This is a genomic window from Glaesserella parasuis (assembly GCF_002015085.1).
Taxonomy (GTDB): domain Bacteria; phylum Pseudomonadota; class Gammaproteobacteria; order Enterobacterales; family Pasteurellaceae; genus Glaesserella; species Glaesserella parasuis.
Genome location: NZ_MUXW01000059.1, coordinates 1 through 17761 on the forward strand (window position 1 = coordinate 1; position 17761 = coordinate 17761).

At 40.3% G+C, this 17761-nt stretch carries 18 protein-coding genes, 2 pseudogenes and 1 riboswitch; of the genes and pseudogenes, 8 read left to right on the forward strand and 12 right to left on the reverse strand.

Annotated elements, in window-relative coordinates:
* The 4 genes from B0183_RS11155 to tldD form a co-directional block, all read right to left on the reverse strand.
* Positions 1–251 (reverse strand): transposase (locus B0183_RS11155; RefSeq protein WP_131826777.1); only part of this gene is annotated, 251 nt, incomplete at its 3' end.
* A gap of 109 nt (positions 252–360) precedes the next feature.
* On the reverse strand, positions 361–939 hold the full coding sequence (gene nusG / locus B0183_RS11160; protein ID WP_020457616.1) for a transcription termination/antitermination protein NusG: 579 nt from the start codon (positions 937–939) through the stop codon (positions 361–363).
* Between the two features lies 1 nt (position 940).
* Positions 941–1351 (reverse strand): preprotein translocase subunit SecE, encoded by a 411-nt coding sequence (gene secE / locus B0183_RS11165; RefSeq protein WP_020457617.1) that lies wholly within the window; start codon positions 1349–1351, stop codon positions 941–943.
* A gap of 253 nt (positions 1352–1604) precedes the next feature.
* Positions 1605–3050 (reverse strand): metalloprotease TldD, encoded by a 1446-nt coding sequence (gene tldD / locus B0183_RS11170; protein ID WP_021116416.1) that lies wholly within the window; start codon positions 3048–3050, stop codon positions 1605–1607.
* A gap of 130 nt (positions 3051–3180) precedes the next feature.
* Here tldD and B0183_RS11175 point away from each other — a divergent pair, with 130 nt between their 5' ends.
* The 3 genes from B0183_RS11175 (at position 3181) to B0183_RS11185 (ending at position 5705) form a co-directional block, all read left to right on the forward strand.
* Entirely contained in the window at positions 3181–4008 is an 828-nt protein-coding gene (locus B0183_RS11175; protein ID WP_078208805.1) for an alpha/beta hydrolase, read from the forward strand.
* A gap of 147 nt (positions 4009–4155) precedes the next feature.
* On the forward strand, positions 4156–4395 hold the full coding sequence (locus B0183_RS11180; RefSeq protein ID WP_010786623.1) for a helix-turn-helix domain-containing protein: 240 nt from the start codon (positions 4156–4158) through the stop codon (positions 4393–4395).
* Positions 4389–5705, forward strand: coding sequence for a type II toxin-antitoxin system HipA family toxin (locus tag B0183_RS11185; RefSeq protein ID WP_044009327.1), 1317 nt, complete (start codon positions 4389–4391; stop codon positions 5703–5705). The genes B0183_RS11180 and B0183_RS11185 overlap by 7 nt, the downstream gene beginning before the upstream one ends.
* Positions 5706–5708: 3 nt before the next feature.
* Here B0183_RS11185 and B0183_RS11190 read toward each other — a convergent pair whose 3' ends face one another.
* A complete protein-coding gene (locus B0183_RS11190) occupies positions 5709–6971 on the reverse strand; it encodes an aminotransferase-like domain-containing protein (RefSeq protein WP_234802063.1) in 1263 nt (420 codons plus the stop codon).
* Positions 6972–7197: 226 nt separating this feature from the next.
* Between B0183_RS11190 and B0183_RS11195 the strand changes: the two genes are divergently transcribed.
* A complete protein-coding gene (locus B0183_RS11195) occupies positions 7198–7812 on the forward strand; it encodes a DsbA family protein (protein WP_078208806.1) in 615 nt (204 codons plus the stop codon).
* Between the two features lie 60 nt (positions 7813–7872).
* Here the strand turns inward: B0183_RS11195 and B0183_RS11200 are convergent, their stop codons facing one another.
* From B0183_RS11200 to B0183_RS11210, 3 genes are read right to left on the reverse strand one after another with little or no spacing between them, the layout of a single operon-like run.
* Complete coding sequence (locus tag B0183_RS11200) at positions 7873–8745, reverse strand: LysR family transcriptional regulator (protein ID WP_078208807.1); 873 nt, start codon at positions 8743–8745, stop codon at positions 7873–7875.
* A gap of 57 nt (positions 8746–8802) precedes the next feature.
* Entirely contained in the window at positions 8803–9525 is a 723-nt protein-coding gene (locus B0183_RS11205) for a hypothetical protein (RefSeq protein ID WP_078208808.1), read from the reverse strand.
* A 10-nt stretch (positions 9526–9535) separates the two neighbouring features.
* Positions 9536–10840 carry an ATP-binding protein gene (locus B0183_RS11210; RefSeq protein ID WP_078208809.1) on the reverse strand — a complete coding sequence of 435 codons (1305 nt, stop codon included), beginning with the start codon at positions 10838–10840 and terminating at the stop codon, positions 9536–9538.
* A 269-nt stretch (positions 10841–11109) separates the two neighbouring features.
* On the opposite strand from B0183_RS11210, the gene B0183_RS11215 reads away from it, so the two are divergent.
* The 3 genes and pseudogenes from B0183_RS11215 to B0183_RS13125 all read left to right on the forward strand — a co-directional run.
* The gene (locus tag B0183_RS11215) at positions 11110–12063 is read left to right on the forward strand and encodes an NAD(P)H-dependent flavin oxidoreductase (RefSeq protein ID WP_078208810.1); all 954 of its coding nucleotides are present in this window, start codon (positions 11110–11112) and stop codon (positions 12061–12063) included.
* A gap of 462 nt (positions 12064–12525) precedes the next feature.
* Positions 12526–13348, forward strand: a pseudogene (locus B0183_RS13055) (GIY-YIG nuclease family protein).
* Between the two features lie 234 nt (positions 13349–13582).
* Positions 13583–14518 (forward strand): annotated as a pseudogene (locus B0183_RS13125) (PDDEXK nuclease domain-containing protein); the annotation flags it as partial.
* A 105-nt stretch (positions 14519–14623) separates the two neighbouring features.
* On the opposite strand, the gene B0183_RS12390 reads toward B0183_RS13125, so the two are convergent.
* The 4 genes from B0183_RS12390 to thiM are packed head-to-tail and all read right to left on the reverse strand — an operon-like array spanning position 14624 to position 17105.
* Complete coding sequence (locus tag B0183_RS12390) at positions 14624–14794, reverse strand: putative HTH-type transcriptional regulator domain protein (protein WP_021117738.1); 171 nt, start codon at positions 14792–14794, stop codon at positions 14624–14626.
* Between the two features lie 15 nt (positions 14795–14809).
* Positions 14810–15472 (reverse strand): thiamine phosphate synthase, encoded by a 663-nt coding sequence (thiE, locus tag B0183_RS11230; RefSeq protein WP_078208811.1) that lies wholly within the window; start codon positions 15470–15472, stop codon positions 14810–14812.
* A gap of 9 nt (positions 15473–15481) precedes the next feature.
* Positions 15482–16285 carry a bifunctional hydroxymethylpyrimidine kinase/phosphomethylpyrimidine kinase gene (gene thiD, locus B0183_RS11235; protein WP_078208812.1) on the reverse strand — a complete coding sequence of 268 codons (804 nt, stop codon included), beginning with the start codon at positions 16283–16285 and terminating at the stop codon, positions 15482–15484.
* Positions 16286–16295: 10 nt separating this feature from the next.
* A complete protein-coding gene (gene thiM, locus B0183_RS11240) occupies positions 16296–17105 on the reverse strand; it encodes a hydroxyethylthiazole kinase (protein ID WP_010787317.1) in 810 nt (269 codons plus the stop codon).
* A 168-nt stretch (positions 17106–17273) separates the two neighbouring features.
* A riboswitch (TPP riboswitch) is annotated at positions 17274–17366 on the reverse strand.
* Between the two features lie 141 nt (positions 17367–17507).
* Between thiM and B0183_RS11245 the strand changes: the two genes are divergently transcribed.
* Positions 17508–17761, forward strand: a 254-nt coding sequence (locus tag B0183_RS11245; RefSeq protein ID WP_010786630.1) for an ISAs1 family transposase, incomplete at its 3' end; no start/stop codon positions are given.

Sequence of the window (17761 nt, forward strand, 5' to 3'; positions counted from 1 at the left end):
CGGTCATGAGGCGTCTCAATTTCTATCTCACCTTCATCACAAATGACGGTCTTAGATGTGTAACCGTTATGTGCATTTTTACCTTTTCTAGGCTGATGTTTTTCATAACCAAGATGGTCGGTCAGTTCACCATTTAACGCAGCCTCGACGGTGATTTTCTTGAGCATCCGTGAAAATTGATTGAGGTCTTCTGGTGTTTTTAGGTTTTTGGCAAATTCCGCTGCCAAGGCGTGAAGTTGTTTTTCGTTCATAATAAAATACCTGTGTCTGAATGTATTATCTCAGAAACAGGTATTTACACAAATTGTGGGAGAGGCTCAAAAATCGATAGGCTTCCTTTACTTATTGCAATAATATTTATTAAGTATTTTGCTTCTCTACCTGATTAAATTCAAGTTCAACAGGCGTTGCTCGACCAAAAATGGAAACGGACACTTTGACACGACCTTTTTCATAATCCACCTCTTCCACAGTGCCTGTAAAATCTGAAAAAGGACCTTCTTTAACACGAACTTCTTCACCTGGGTGGAACTCTGTTCTGTGACGTGGTTTATCCGCCGTTTCTTGAACACGGTTAAGGATACGCTCTGCTTCACGCTGAGAAATTGGTGCAGGCTTATCCGCAGTACCTCCGATAAAGCCCATTACACGCGGCACGCTTTTTACCAGATGCCACGTATCATCATTCATTTCCATTTGAACTAACACATAACCTGGGAAAAATTTGCGTTCTGTTTTACGACGGCGTCCACCAACATTCTCAACCACCTCTTCTGTGGGAACGAGCACCTCACCAAATTGGTCTTGCATATTATGCAATTTAATATACTCACGAAGAGTCATTGCAACACGGGCTTCAAAGCCCGAAAATGCTTGTAATACAAACCAACGCATTTTGCTTGTATCTTTTTCTTGTTCGACTATTTCAATCTCGCTCATATTAGAATCTCAAATTTGTTAGGAAATCAATAATTAACACAATAATAGAGTCGATACCCCATAATGCTAATGCCACTACAACGCACATTGCGACAACCATTAAAGTTGTTTGCGTCGTTTCTTGGCGATTTGGCCAAATAATTTTACGTAATTCTTGGCGCGAATCTTTGATAAAATCAATTGATTGCTGACCTTGGTTAGTCATTGCAGCAATACCCAATGCAGCAACACATAGCACAACTAACAGCAATATACGAACAATTAATGAAAAGTATTCTGCAAAATAGGTATTTCCAATAGCTGCTATTGTTAATAATGAAATTGAAAATACCCATAATACATTATTTATACCTTTACTTTTGACACCCTTTTCTACTTTATCCAGGGTTATGTTTTGAATTTCTTTAGCCATATACAACCTAAAATTTATTACAAAAGTGAATATTCAATTATAAATCGCGCAATTCTAACATTTTCTGCTGGTGTTGCCACGATCTTTTCACAAATTTCTTGTGAATCTTATTATTTTTTGAGTGTTACAAGGATTTTCAAGTACGTTATTACTTTGCACTATAACCTTGTCATCTATTTTTAGAATCATTCTAAAAAAATACCATAAATTCAATCTGTGATAATTTCAACTAGTAAGCAAAAATAAAGCACATCTACCCCCTTCCCCCCACAGTAATCTTATCCAACTTCACCGTAGGTTGCCCAACGCCAACAGGTACAGATTGCCCTTCTTTACCGCAAGTGCCGATACCTAAATCCAGTTCCATTTTTTTACCAACCATTGACACCTGTTGCATTGCTTCGATACCACTGCCGATTAAGGTTGCACCTGTGACTGGTTTGGTGATTTTGCCTTTTTCGATTAAATAGGCTTCGGACGTAGAGAATACAAATTTGCCTGAGGTAATATCTACTTGTCCACCACTGAAGTGAGGGGCGTATAAACCAAATTCCACCGACTCGATCATCTCGTCGAACTCGTGATTGCCTTCTGTCATATAGGTATTGGTCATACGAGGCATTGGTAAATGAGCATAAGATTCACGGCGACCATTACCCGTTGGGGCAACGCCCATTAAACGAGCGTTGAGTTTATCTTGCATATAGCCTTTTAAAATTCCGTTTTCAATCAATACATTACGTTGTGAAGGCACACCTTCATCATCAACGGTAATCGAACCTCGCATATTCGGTACAGTACCGTCATCGACAATGGTACAAAGTGGTGATGTTACAAGTTCGCCGATTCTGCCTGTGAACATTGATGATTCTTTGCGATTAAAATCGCCTTCTAAACCGTGTCCAACCGCTTCGTGCAGTAAAATCCCTGGCCAGCCAGCACCCAGCACAATCGGCATTGAGCCAGCAGGTGCAGCGACCGCACCTAAATTCACAACCGCTTGTCGCACTGCTTCTTTAGCAAGGTAGACGGCACGACTGTCGCCTGTATAGTGTGTTGCTAAGAACCATTCCAAGCCAAAGCGTCCACCAGCCCCTGCACTGCCTCGCTCACGTTTACCGTTCTGTTCTACTAATACCGAAATAGATAAACGTACTAACGGGCGAATATCCGCGGCTAAAGTGCCGTCCGTTGCAGACACTAACATTTCTTCATATACGGCAGACAGATTTGCGTTCACTTGAATTACACGAGGATCTTCGGCTCTCGCCACTTTATCGACTAAATGTAATAGTTCAACTTTCTGTTCACGACTTAAGGTATCAAGGGGATTGATCGAGGCATAGCGTTTGATAGCGGTCGTTTCTTTGAAAGGTTTTACCAACAACCGACCGCTTTCTTGCGTGATACTACGAGCAGCCATTGCACATTGCTCAAGCTGGCTAAGCGAAATTTGATCGGCATAAGCAAAGCCTGTTTTTTCCCCTGACACCGCACGCACACCGACACCACGGTCGATATAAAAACCGCCTTCTTTGATAATGCTATCTTCTAACGACCAACTCTCATCTTGGCTAAATTGAAAATAGAGATCGGCATAGTCGATTTGACGGCTAGAAAAATGATCCAACACTTTCGTCAGATCGGATAATTGAAGTCCGCTAGGTAACAGTAAACTGTTTGAAACTTGGTTTAACATTGGTTTTCTCTAAATAATGATAGGCGGTGAGATTTTAACGGATTTTTACAAATGATAGGGAAATTTTTAGGGGAAAGATGATTTGTGATATACTTGACCCGATTATCTGTTTTATCCAAGAAGTTTTACAATGCGAGATCCTCTTCAATATTATTTCCTTGAAATGCGAGAGCATTATCTAAATGTACCTTATCTCAACCAACAACGCCGAATCCGTGTGCTTTTACCCAAAGGGTATCGTGAAGAAGCAGGGCATTATCCTGTGTTATATATGCACGACGGACAAAATATTTTTTATAGCAAAGAGTCTTATTCGGGACATTCTTGGAAAGTGATTCCGACGATTAAAAATCACAAAGAATTTCCAAAGATGATCATTGTTGGTATTGACAATGCAGGCCCTGATCGTCTTGATGAATATGGTCCGTGGCGAACAGACACAGGCTCTACCCCTGAAACCCAAAATGCTGGAGGATATGGAATGGCGTACGGGCGTTGGGTGGTTGAAACGGTTAAGCCTTTCATCGATCAACATTACCGAACTAAACGTGATCGTGATCATACCCTACTTGCAGGTAGCTCAATGGGCGGTATTATCACTGCTTATATGGGAGCGGAATATCCTGAAGTATTCGGGCATTTAGGCGTATTTTCTCTTGCCTCGTGGTTTAGTGAACCTGCCTTTATGGAATTTATTCATACACACCCACTCAACCGCTCAAGCAAAGTGTTTATTCAAGTGGGAACGCATGAAGGCGATGAAGTGGATTCACATTTTATTTCAAATATGAATCAGGCTTATATTGACTGTACGCTGCATTATTACCAAGCACTAATCCGCACGGGACATCCTCTCGATAATATTCGTCTAAAAATTATGGCAAATGAAATCCACCACGAAATGCACTGGGCGGATCATTTTGTCGAGTTTTTGCAGTTTTCGTTGATGAATCATTAAAAAGTTATTGGAATAAATACCCAACACTTCTATACATCATTTCAGATTATCTATATACGCTATAAAGTATAAAAATCATAGTTATACTTTACAGCGTATATTTCATAAATTATACTTCACTTAGTATAAAATAAATTTGGAAGAAATATGTTAATCACGACACCAGATATGCTTGGAAATAGCCTACGCGATATTCGTAAGCAAAAAAAGCTTTCTCAAATGCAAATAGCAAATCAAGTAGCTTTAAGACAAGCCACGATTTCCACCTTTGAGAAAAAAACCGATAAAGCCACTATTGAAACATTATTCAAATTACTTTCAGGTTTAGGCTATGAACTACATATCCAACCTCGTCCTGAAAAAACAGAGGGGAACGATGAATGGTAATGCGATTACGAGTATTAATGAATGGCGAAATGGTTGGGTATTTTGACCGCACTTTATCGGGTTCCCACCATTTTACCTATGCTGAAAGTTGGCTAAATTCCCCATTAGCTCGCCCGATTTCCCTTTCTATGCCCCTGCAAAGAGCAACATATCAAGGCAAAGAAGTGATTAATTTCTTTGATAATTTACTGCCCGACAATCCTCAAATTCGAGCAAGAATTGCGACAAGATTTAATGCTGAAACACAACAACCTTTTGACTTACTTGCTAAAATTGGTCGCGATGCTGCGGGTGCTATTACTCTTTTAGGGGAAGATGAACAAATTCCTAATCATCGAATAATTCAAGCCACAGAATTAGACGAAAGTGAAATGACGAAAATTCTACAAAGTTATCAATACAATGCCCCACTTGGTATGATTGATAATAATCAGGACTTCAGAATTTCTATTGCTGGTGCACAAGAAAAGACAGCTCTGCTTTGGCATAACGGCAAATGGAAATTACCACACGGATTGACCCCGACAACGCATATTTTCAAATTGCCTATGGGAGAAATTCGTACCCCTAAACACCTGCTTGATCTGTCAAAAAGTGTAGATAACGAACTCGTCTGTTTGAGATTATTTTCTGCTTTCAATATCCCTTCCGCAAACGTTGAATTATTGGAAATGAACGATATACGGGCATTAGCTGTTGAACGTTTTGATCGCCGTCTTAGTCAAGATGGCAGTTATTTTTTACGTTTACCTTACGAAGATTTCTGTCAGGCATTCGGCTTATCGCCAACGCAAAAATATGAAAGCGATGGTGGAATTGGTATTGGGGATATGATGAATAAGTTGCTCTACTCCAGTAATTCCAACGATCGCCGTCAATTTATGCAAACTCAATTTCTGTTTTGGCTACTGGCTGCCATTGATGGACACGCTAAAAACTTTTCTCTCGCCATTGAAAAACAAGGGCGTTATCACTTATCCCCAGTGTATGACGTACTTTCTGCTTATCCAATGTTAGGCGGAAAAGGTTGGCATCACAGTGAATTACAAATGGCAATGAGCTTGCGTAGTACACAAAAAGGGAAAAAATGGCATTGGAATAAAATTTACGCTGAACATTTCTATGCCACAGCTAAGTTTGTCGGATTTAGCTCAAGTGATATGAAACAAGTGATAGAGCAAATTTGCGATACAGTGCAAGAAACCATTGATAGCGTAGCAACAACACTACCCAAACAGATAGATGAAAATGTACGGGATCAAATATTCACGGGCATAATGAAACAGGTGCAAAAAGTTTCTATGAAGTAACCGCTATTTTGCTAACACCCTCACCAAAACCCCTAACGCCTGTTCGATCTCTTGGTTCCAAGCATAAGAACAATTAACCCTAATCCCTTTATGCTGCGAAGTAGGCAAGGTAAAAAGCTCACTTGGGCTAACGCTGATTTTTTCTTCGAGAAACTGTTGATAAATCCGCATACTATCCAAATGTTCTGGCAGGTGTATCCAAAGGAAATAGCCGCTGCTGTGGTGTTCGATAGGACAACTTGCAGGCAAGTGCTGACGTAGGTAATCCAAACACTGCTTTTTGTTTTTTTCTAAATGACGGCGAAGGTGTCGCAGATGTTTCTCGTAGTGGTGATTAGAGATAAATTCTACCAAGGCTTGTTGAATTAAAGCGTTAGCAGAAATGGTACTCATCAGTTGCAAATGTTGGATTTTATCGGCAAATTGCCCTGCGTGAACCCAGCCGATACGGAAGTTTGCCCCTAAAATTTTAGAAAAAGAAGAACAATGCAACACCCAGTTTTGTGCATCAAACGCCTTCATCGGCAAGGGCTTTTCACCCCGATAATAAAGCTCTTGATACACATCGTCTTCAATTAAATGCACTTGATATTGAGCTAACAATTCCCCAATCTGCTGTTTGATTTCGGGGCTGACGGTAAACCCCAGTGGATTATGGCAGTTCAGCATAAACCAACAAACCTTGATGGGATAACGCTGTAAGGCTTGCTCAAACGCCACAAAACCGCTTGGGTGGTCGGGCAAGGTGACGACATTTAAGCCTAACTTTTCCGCAATCTGCCACGCCCCATAAAATACCGTCTGCTGTAATAAAATATAATCGCCCTGTTGCGTTAAGGCTTGTAGCGAAAGGTTCAAAGCGTCTAAACAGCCGGACGTAATCACAATATCATCGGCTTGCGTAGGAACACCTTGCAAGCGGTAACGTTGTGCGATTAATTTACGCAAGTCCACATTGCCCGACAACACAGGCTGTGGCTCAATCTGCGTTCTATCACGGCTAAGCTGGCTTAGAATTTGTAGCAATTTGGGCGGATTGAGATAATCGTGGCTCGGAAAAGGCGACCCCACAGGCACAATATCCGTAATGGATTTCAGATAACGAAACACCAACGAATTAATCTCGACTTGTTTGTTCAACCTAATTTCACTGTTGGCGTGCGGACGAGAAGACGGGTAAAAAGGTGCAACAAAATAACCGCTCTTTTGCACCGAATAAATCACCCCCTGAGCCTCTAACTCTTGATAGGCGTTTAATACCATCATCAAACTCAGCCCCGAATGCTGTCTGATCTCGCAAAGACGGCAATTTCTCGTGCGGTTTCAACTCGCCTGTTTCAATTAAATGTTTAAGGTGCTGGGTGAGTTTGGTGTATTTGTACATTGGGTAAAAGGGTAATTAAGTCAAGGTTAAGTTTGTAGTATTGCAGATTGCCAACTTAAATGCACCACACTTCAATGATTTTTATGGTGCAGAAAATAGGAAAACAAAATGAAAATCTACTACTTATTCGATCCCCTTTGCGGTTGGTGTTATGGTGCGTCAGCGACATTGCAAAAACTCAATGAAATCTATCCGCTTACGCTCACACCAACGGGGGTGTTTTATCAAAGCGGTCGGAAGATGGACGCAGATTTTGCTCGCTATGCGTGGAGTAACGACCAACGAATTGAAAAATTGACCGGTCAGCCGTTTAGTCAGGCGTATTTGGAAAACGTATTGCAAGGGCAGGGCGAGTTTAATTCGGCAAACAGTTTGCTGGCTTTAACGGCGGCGCAACAAATTGCCCCTGAAAAAGAGCTTGCTGTGTTGTCAGCGTTGCAGACGGCACGTTATGTGGACGGTTTGGATAATGCTGATTTTGCAGTGGTTGAACAGGTGTTGCATAAGCTCAATCTTAGCCAATCTGTGCCGTTGCTTAGCGAACAATCGACAAAAGTAGCGTTAGAGCAGCGTCTTCAATTCGGGCAACAACTCGCCAACCATTGTAGCGTGCAAGGCGTACCGCAGTTGATTGTGGAAAAAGACGAACGGTTGCATATTGTGCCAAGCCAGTTGTTATATGGGGACGTTCAATCGTTAGACAGTTATCTGAAAGGACTGTAAAAGAGCGGTGGGATTTTGAGGGGATTTTACAAATTTCTTTCAAAATTCCACCGCTTGTTTTTAACCTGCCACAACCCCCACTTTCCCCATCACAAAATCCAAAAACGCACGCATCACCGAAGACGGATAACGATGTTTCAAATACAACAAATGCACAGGATAAGTCCGCATTGGGTAATCGTGCAACACTTCCACCAAGCCATATTCATTAATCAAGCGATTGGCAATCGTTTCAGGTAAATTCCCCACGCCACGCCCTTGTTGAATTAAATAAGCGATAGCATACACATCGTTGGACGCAAACACATAAGGCAATTTCAATACCTTATTTTCTAATGAAATTATCAACTCTTTTTGCTCGGCTTTGGCAAAACCGACACAAGGAAAACGCACCAAATCATCAGGTGTCATCGGTGTGCCGTATTGTGCCAATAAATGCGGATGTGCCACGCATTTGGCTTTTGCCGTCAGCACCAAACGTGCCACTGCATTATCGGTATGCAAATCCCCTGTCCGAAACGCAAAATCAATATTATCTTCCACCAAATCCAATACTCGGTCGGTTACTTGGCAATGAATGCTCACTTTGGGATATTTCGCGCCAAATTCATCGAGCCACGCCCAAACTTCTTCCAATCCTGTAAAGGTGGAAATGCGTAATGTTCCGCTAATTTCTTGATGTTCAGAGAATGCTTTTTCTACTTGCAATAAATTATCGATGTTTTGATACACTTGCTCATAAAGCTTTTGCCCTGCCATTGTCGGTTTAACGCCTGATTTTTTTCGGTCAAAGAGTTGAATATTGAGCGATTTTTCCAATTCTGTGATTTGACGGCTAATGGTGGCAATCGGCACATTCAGCCGTTCTGATGCTTTGGAGAGACTTCCGTCTTGGACGACAGAGACGAATAGGGATAGGGCGTTTAGGTTCATAGGGTTTTCATTTTTGGAAATATGTAAAGAGAACACATCACATCCAAATTATATTAATTATTCTTGGTGTAATTGAATTAAAAATCTCATTAAGACAGTGGTTTGTTCAAATATAAAATCAATTTCTTTTTCTTTATAACTATCTTGATGTTTGACATGATTGTTTTGGTAATCCGTAAAAAACTTGATTACTTTATCTGTGTAAAAATTACTTATGTATTGTGATATTTGTTTGTTCTTAAAAAAAGCTCCCAAATCACTTTTTTGGTTTTCTAGGGATTTTTCATTGTTCAAAATATTCTGCACTAATGACTCTAACGCACATCTTAAATCATCTAGTAGATTTCTTGTGAAAACCTGATTAGATTTCTTCAATAATGCACTTTCATAATGTTTCTTGGTTTGTGGATAATCATCCAACCATTCTTTTGTTTTTGTAATAATTTCATCTAATTCATTAACTCCATTAGAATATTCTGGATATGTAGAAATTAACTTCATTAACAAATCTTTAACATCATTATTTTGATTAAACATTGGTAAGTTACATAATTCTTTTATAATAAAAAATTGTTGTTCAGGAGTAAAAGACTTCAAATTGTCTCTTAATGCAATTTTTTTGCTAGGGAAATTTTTATCAGGATAATGTGGATATGGAATACTAACCTTAAAAGTCATAGCATATTTTGAGAAATGTGTGCATATTTCATTTCCTCTCAATCCATTAGCTGTATCACCCAAAATATTTGAAGCTGATTCAATGAAAGCGTTGTCAATCATAATTATTTCCTTAAAAAATGTTGTTTGCTATAGATTCAATCCCATACAACGGCACATTCACCAACCAATCCTGTTCCCGATAATCTGCCATTGAAAAACGAAAAGCGTATTCAGGCTGGAATTGCTCCACATAGACTTTCAAACTTTTGGCTTTTAAATTCTCTTCGGCTTTCACTTCAATGGGAATGACCGCTTGTTTTTGTTGCACAACAAAATCCACTTCTGCCGTGCCTTTTTCCGTTGCCCAATAAAATACAGGGTTATCTTGATTGGCAATCAGTTGTTGCAAAACATATTGTTCGGTCAATGCGCCTTTAAATTCACTAAAAATACGACTGCCATCTAGCAATACACTGGCGTCCAAATGACTTTGAGCCGACAACAAACCAATATCCAAACCATACAATTTAAACGCATTGTCTTGATAAGCGGATAAAGGCAAATGCGGTTTTTTAATGCGTGGGACGCTATGCACCAAACCGCTGTCTTTTAGCCATTGCAAAGCAATTCCATAGTCTTTGCTTCTTGCCCCTTTTTGTAAATTGGCATAGATGAATTTCTTATTTTCTTTGGCAAGTTGTTCGGGAATGGAATGCCAAATTGACCGCACTTTTTGCACTGTTTGCCCATCACGAATATGTTTAGAAAAATCCTGCTCGTACGCCATCAATAAGTTTTTGTGCACTTGGCGAACGGCATCAAAATTTTGTGTTTCTATAAAAACTTTCACCGCTTCCGGCATGCCGCCGACAAAATAATATTGACGAAGTAGCTCAATATAACTGCTTTTCATTGCCGAAATCAGCGACCAATCTTTTAGATTTAATAATTCCACTAAATCTTGTTTGCCCACTGCCAGTAAAAATTCATGAAAATCCATAGGATAAAGCGGTAAAAAATCCACCTTACCCACGGGAAAAGACACCTGATGATGTAAAGACACGCCCAACAACGACTCCGCCGACACAATATAAAACTCGGGGGCGTTTTCATAAAAATATTTCAGTGATGACAAGGCTTGTGGCACTTCTTGCACTTCATCAAAAATAATCAGCGTATTGTGGGCTTTAATATCCACACCACTTTCAATTTTTAAACCTAAAATCAAGCGATTGATGTCGTAATCGCCTGAAAATAGCGTTTTCATTCTAGGGTTATTATCAAAGTTGATATAGGCAACTTGCTCAAACGATTGCTCACCGAAGTGTTTCATCGCCCAAGTTTTGCCAACTTGCCTAGCTCCTTGAATAATCAAAGGCTTACGGTTGGGATTTTGTTTCCAGTTTGGTAGGGATTGAAGGATTTTTCGTTGCATAAATAGGTTGTTTTTTATCAATTTCAGGCTATTTTACAGCAGGGTTTACACTTTTTCAAAGGAAAGATTGAGGTTAAATATCATTTTTTCAAATGAAAATAAGGTTATTAAAAACATTTTTCAAAAGGAAAGTTTCAGGATAGATATTTTTAGACTGTCAAAACATAATTTCCAAATTTGAAAATCAACTTCCCAAAATTTGCTATTCTTTTCTCAATTTCAATAATCTAAAATACGCTTATTCCATTTTTTAAATCAGAGAAAATATTATGCAAAACAATCGCATTACCCAAATTTTAAATATCAAATACCCCATCGTCCAAGCTCCAATGTCGTGGCTGACGGATGCTCATTTGGTAGCGAGTGTTGCCAACGCTGGCGGATTGGGCTTTTTAGCTCCACAAGCTGGACAAACCACCAACCCAACGTCCAATCAAGACGTATTAGACCGTATGCGTACCGAAATTCGTAAAGTCAAAGCCTTGACGGATAAGCCATTTGGCGTGCCATTTATTTTGTCTTATGATTTTTCGCTGATTCCGCTGATGGTGGATTTGCTGATTGAAGAGCAAGTGCCTGTGGTGCTGGATAATGGTTGGTTGGACGAAGCGATTTACGCCAAACTCAAACAGGCAGGCATTAAAATCATTTGTCGTCTGGGTAATCCGAATTTACCAGACGCTTTAAAAGCTCAAAAGTTAGGTGCGGATATTTCGGTATTGACGGGTTTTGACGAAGGCGGAACCTTGCCAATGAAAGAAATTGGCAGTTTTAATATATTGGCGGAATTTGTCGGCAAGGTGGATTTGCCGATGATGCTTGCTGGTGGCATTGCCGATAAAAAAGCGGTTCAGACCGCGTTTATGCTTGGTGCAGAAGGCGTGTGGGTGGGGACGGCATTTATCGCGACGCACGAGTGCCGAGCCAGTCAAAAAGTGAAAGATTGGATTGTTCAATCAACTGCCAATGATTTGTTATTGTTCCGCACCGAGCCGTATTATTACCGCTCTTTGCCAACTGAAGTTGCCAAAAAATGCTTTGAAATGAGCGAAAGTGGGGCAACTCGTGCCGATATTGCCAAAGTGATGAATGCGGGGACAGGTATGCGTTTGGGTATGCTGGAAGGGGATTTTGAGCATGGCTATGTGTCGGTGGGCAATGGTATTTCTGCGATTGACCGTGTGAAAAGCGTGCAGGAATTAGTTGATGAATTGATGGGGTGATTTGAAAAATCAACCTCCCTTAGCACTGAACATGCAATGCTTGACACCCAGCACGGCAGAGCCGTACTGGGTTACGCATAATTCAGCCCCTTTGGGGCTGAGAATTAGAGTGGCAAAGCCATTCAACTATGCGTAACCTAGTACGCATTTTGCGTGCTAGGTACAAAATAGTATATTTGACAAGCACAAAACATCCACAAGCCTTAGTATCAAACATTCCTGTCCGACACTAACAAACACTTTGCCGTTCTCTCTATTTTTAGCATAAAATAGTTTCCATTAGTATCAAATACTTTTGTTCATTAGTAACAAACGATTAACAGTTATTATCGCAATAGATCTACCCTCGCAAAGCCCATTTTGAAGGTGTTTGGGCATTAAGACAGATCAGTACAAATCTGAAAAGAGAAAATAGCAGTATTTACAATAAATAATTTTAAAAATATAAAAATAGGATAATTTATGGTTACGCACACAGTCATTATCAGCGACCGATCAAAAGATAATATTACGGTTTATACCAAAGAACCTGCATTTTTAGTGATTGCCGATCGCACAGATTTAAAAGCATTAAAATATTTGGAAGAGGCAAATAAAGCCGGAATTTATATTTTATTAGGCGAAAATCAGCGTTATGTTGGGCAAGCAAGTAATAAAATTTATGAACGCTTAGCCGCTCATCATCTTGATGAAAATAAATCTTGGTGGAACCAAATTATTTTCTTTGGGCGAGAAGATGGGCATTTAGATAAATCCCAAACGGATTATCTTGAAAAGAGATTGATTGAAGAATTTAAAAAAAACGGAACTTCAATTAGATAATAATACCGTGGGCAATCGTTCTTATATTGAGAAAACAAGTAAAATTAAAGCCGATAACATTTGGAATTTAGCTCAAGAAATTATGGACGAAGTGGCACATATTAATATTTTTGAAACCACTATTACCGATGAAGAAAATAGCACAGGACAGTATTTTATTGAATTAGAAGGTCATAAAATTTCAGGAAAAAGTTATCGAGATAATCAAAAACAATTCTTTTTGTTTTTATTAAAAAATAGCCGTTACCGAAAATTAGTGGAAGAGTTTTGTTTAAATGGAAAACCAAGCGGTAACCACTGTATTGGTAATGAGCCTAGCTTCCGCCCGAATGGAATGAAATATACCACCGAATTAACCAGAAATATTTATCTTTATCATAATCTATCAATGAAAGATCTTCGCAAATCCATTCAAAATTTTGCCGATGCAGTTGGTTTGAAAATCATCTTTCACTGGGATTAAAACATAATGCCGTCTGAAATCAACTTTCAGACGGCATTTTTATTTTTTGAGCTTACTTCCAAAGTACCAATAAAGCCTTTATCCAGTATTGATACTGGTTGTCGTTTATGATTGAATAACTGAAAAACCACACAGTGGAACTTAAAGATGAACAATATCAGTACGCAGAATTATCAAAGCCTGATTACCGACATTGGTACGCTGCTTAACCGTGGGCGTTAGCAGGTTGCCCAAACTGCCAATACCATTTTGGTGCAGACTTATTGGCTGATCGGTCGTCATATTGTGGAATTTGAACAGAATGGGCAAGATAAGGCGGAGTATGGTTCGGATTTGTTGAACCGCCTTTCTAAGGATTTAACCAAAATTCACGGCAAAGGGTTTAGCCGTACGAATATCGCTTTATTCCGACAGTTTTATCTCAAATTTCAAATTGTTCAGACAGTGTCTGAACAATTCGCAATACCTGTGTTTACACTAAGTTGGAGCCACTATGTTGAGATTATCAAAGAAGATAATCCGCTGGCGATTGGCTTTTACACCAAACAGACAGAAAAAGAAAATTGGAGCGTGCGAGAACTAAAACGGCAGATGAAATCGATGCTGTTCCACCGCTTGGCGTTAAGTAAAGACAAAGAGGGCGTGTTGGCATTGGCGGAGCGTGGGCAGGAAATTGCACGTCCACAAGATATTTTGCGAGACCCTGTGGTGCTGGAATTCCTCAATATTCCGCAAGCCCATCAAATGCAGGAAAATGAGCTGGAAGAGCAGCTGATTTCCAATCTGCAACATTTTCTGCTGGAACTCGGCAAAGGTTTTGCCTTTATCGGGCGGCAATACCGCATTTCTCTTGGCGGCAAACATTTTTATGTGGATTTGGTGTTTTACCACCGCATTTTGAAATGCTTTGTGTTGATTGATTTAAAGCGTGGCGAAGTCAATCATCAAGACATTGGGCAGATGAATATGTATCTCAATTATTTTCGCAAAGAAGAAAACGTGGACGGCGACAACGAGCCGATTGGCATTGTGTTGGGTGCATATAAAGATAAGCTGTTGGTGGAATATGCGTTGGATAGTATCGACAACCAGCTTTTTGTCAGCAAATATCAGCTTTATTTGCCGAATAGGGAGGAACTGGAAAGAGAGTTGGAGCGATATTTGGACTAAAATAATGCCGTCTGACAAACTTTCAGACGGCTTTCTTATCTACAAGCGGTCGAATTTTGCAAAAAATCTGCAAATTTTTCATTTCTTTTCAGATAGCCTGAAACACTAATCTATGGTCAAGGTTTGCCTGAAATTTGCCTTTAAAAAAGCAATTGCTTGGGCAATTTTGGCGACATTGCCACCCACCGCAACCATTTGGTAAAGTCTGTCCGCCATTTCACTTTTTAGCAAATGATAATGTAATTCTCGCTGAATGAGCGGGGCTAATATTGTCATCAGCCCCTAACATCATCAATATGTTGTCTTTAATTTCTGCACCGTTTGCATCACATTATCGGCTTGTGTAATGGCTGAAATCACTGCCACACCATCAGCACCTGCTGCCCAAATGCTCGCAACATTATCAACCGAAATACCGCCAATCGCGACCAATGGTTGATTGGGATTGAGCTGTTTGGCTTGACGAATCAAATCAATTCCCACGTTTTGCATGGCATCCAGTTTAGATTGAGTATTGAAAATCGCACCTACCGCCCAATAATCAATTTCAGGCAGCCTGAAACTATTTTGCAAATCATGCAAGCTACTATTGGAAATCCCTAAAAATAACTTGCCTTGCGTTAATTGAATGGCTTGGATGGCTGCCATATCTTTTTGTCCAATATGGACACCATCAGCTCCCAATTTTACTGCCATTTCCACATCATTATTCAGCACAAACGGTACGCCATATTGCCGACACAATGCTTGGCAATCACGTGCTAACTGCCATTGTGCCTGTTTATCTTGCAATGCCGATTCGCCTTTTTCACGAAATTGATAACAGGTTATGCCTGCTTGCAAAGCCGTTTCCAATGTGGACAATAATTTTTGTTCAGGCGTTTCCGTTGATAAATGCAAACAATCTTGCGTACCCGCCACGAAATAAACAGATAATAATTCTCGTTGAAACATTTGATTTCCTTAATTAGCCGACATTGCCCAATGATTAACCGCGCCACAACCTTTGCCCACACCAATCGGTTGCGAGATGGCAGCACTGATGGCTTGCTTGGCAATGCGAATGGCTGATAATGTATCTATACCTTTTGCCAATTCTGCTGCAATACAGGCTGAAAATGTGCAACCGGTGCCATGTGTATGAGGTGTGGCAAATCTAGGTGTATCCAATATGTGCATTTCATTGCCTGAAAAGACCCAATCTCGGCACACCGCGCTGTTGGAATTGTCTAAATGTCCGCCTTTAATGACGACTGTTTTCACGCCCATATCACGCAATAATTGCGCAGCATATTGGGCATCAATATCATTGTTTACCTGAACCCCTGTTAATGCAGTAACTTCGGGCAAATTGGGGGTAATGATATCCGCTAAAGGTAACAATTCGCGTTTTAAGGCTTCAATAGCATGATTTTGCAATAATAATTCTCCGCCTTTGGCAATCATCACAGGGTCTAATACCAATGTGCCTAAATGATGTTTTTTAATTGAATTTGCCACGCATTCAATCACATCTGCAGTACCCAGCATCCCAATTTTATATGCCGAAATGGTGAAATCCGTTGCCACTGCTTCAATTTGCGCTGCAATATTATCCAATGAAATCATGTGAATATGATGTACGCCCAATGTATTTTGAGCGGTAACTGCTGTTACCACGCTAGTACCAAATGCACCGCGTATTTGAAAGGTTTTTAAATCTGCTTGAATACCTGCGCCACCGCCACTATCCGAGCCTGCAATGGTTAAAACTTGGGGTATAGTCATGGTTTTTCTCCTAGATAATCCATTCTGCTTTCATTAACTGTTCGGTTTGAGTGGCATCAATCGCTGCTAATGCGTCTAATAAACGCACTGCAAATGTGCCTGACTGCGTGGCTTGTAAACCTACGGCTGCCAATTCGCCAGCGATGGCATACACCGTACACGCTTCGCAGGCTGCCTGAAAAGCCAATTCACGCGGCGCAACCGCCAAAAAAGCACCCACAATTGCACTCAATAAACACCCCGTAGCCGTTACTTTGGGAAACAATGCCACACCATTAGACAGTTTCATCACACGGTCATGATTGGCAACAAAATCATGTTCACCACTCAAAACAGCGATGGTGTTAAATTTTTGAGCGACTTTTTGAGCGATTTCAGCTAAATTCCCCGAACCTTGCCCCGCATCTACCCCTTTGCTAGCCCATTGAACATCAGCCAAATATGCCAATTCGCCAGCATTACCACGAATAGCGGCAAATTGAATATTTTGGGTTAATGTCGCAACTGTTTTTTGACGCAAATGGCTTGCACCAACAGCCACAGGGTCAAGCACCACAGGCACGCCAGCTTGATTTGCTGCCATACCCGCTGCCAACATAGCCGAGACTTTTTCGTCAGACGGTGTCCCTAAATTCAGTACCACCGCACTACTGATGGTAGCCAATTCTGCCATTTCATCAGGACTTTCTGCCATCATGGGCGAGGCACCCAATGCTAATAAGCCATTAGCAGTAAAATGCGCTGAAACCAAATTGGTAATATTGTGAATTAATGGATTATGTTCACGAACAGCATCTAAAAAAATGATTTTTGGATTCATCAAAAATATTCTCCTGCGAAAGTTTATGTTCAGGCTGCCTGAAAATGTGAGAAGATACCGTTGATTTTGATGACAAAGTTAAACAAGATAAGAAACAATCAGAAAATAAAAACACACGCAAGCTACCTGATATTCAGGCAGCTTGCGTGTGCATCAAAGAGATAGATAAGATGATATTCATAAGTTTCCTACGCCAGTATTAACTGTATCAGGTTCACGGGTATTTCTCAGCCGCTTTTGGCAGCACCCCGACTTAAATGTCTTTTTACAGTATAAATAGATTAACCTAAAATATCAACACAAAACCTTTGCAAAACACCCAATCTCACAGGGCAAGATCGCATCTTTCTCAAATTTATGATCTAATACACCTTAATTATCCGTATCAAATCAGGTTGTAAAATGAGCGTTTTTCGTTTTTTTGAAAATTTATCCGACCCACGAGCCTATAATCAAAAACACCACTTTTTAGACATCGTTTTTCTCGTCGTCAGTGCCGTGATTTCGGGGGCAAATAGTTGGACTGAAATCAAACTTTTTGGCGAATTACATTTGGATTGGTTGCGAAAATATCGTCCTTTTGAGTGTGGCATTCCTGTAGATGATACTATCGCTCGTGTAATAAAACGCATTGAGCCACAAGCGTTTAATGAGGT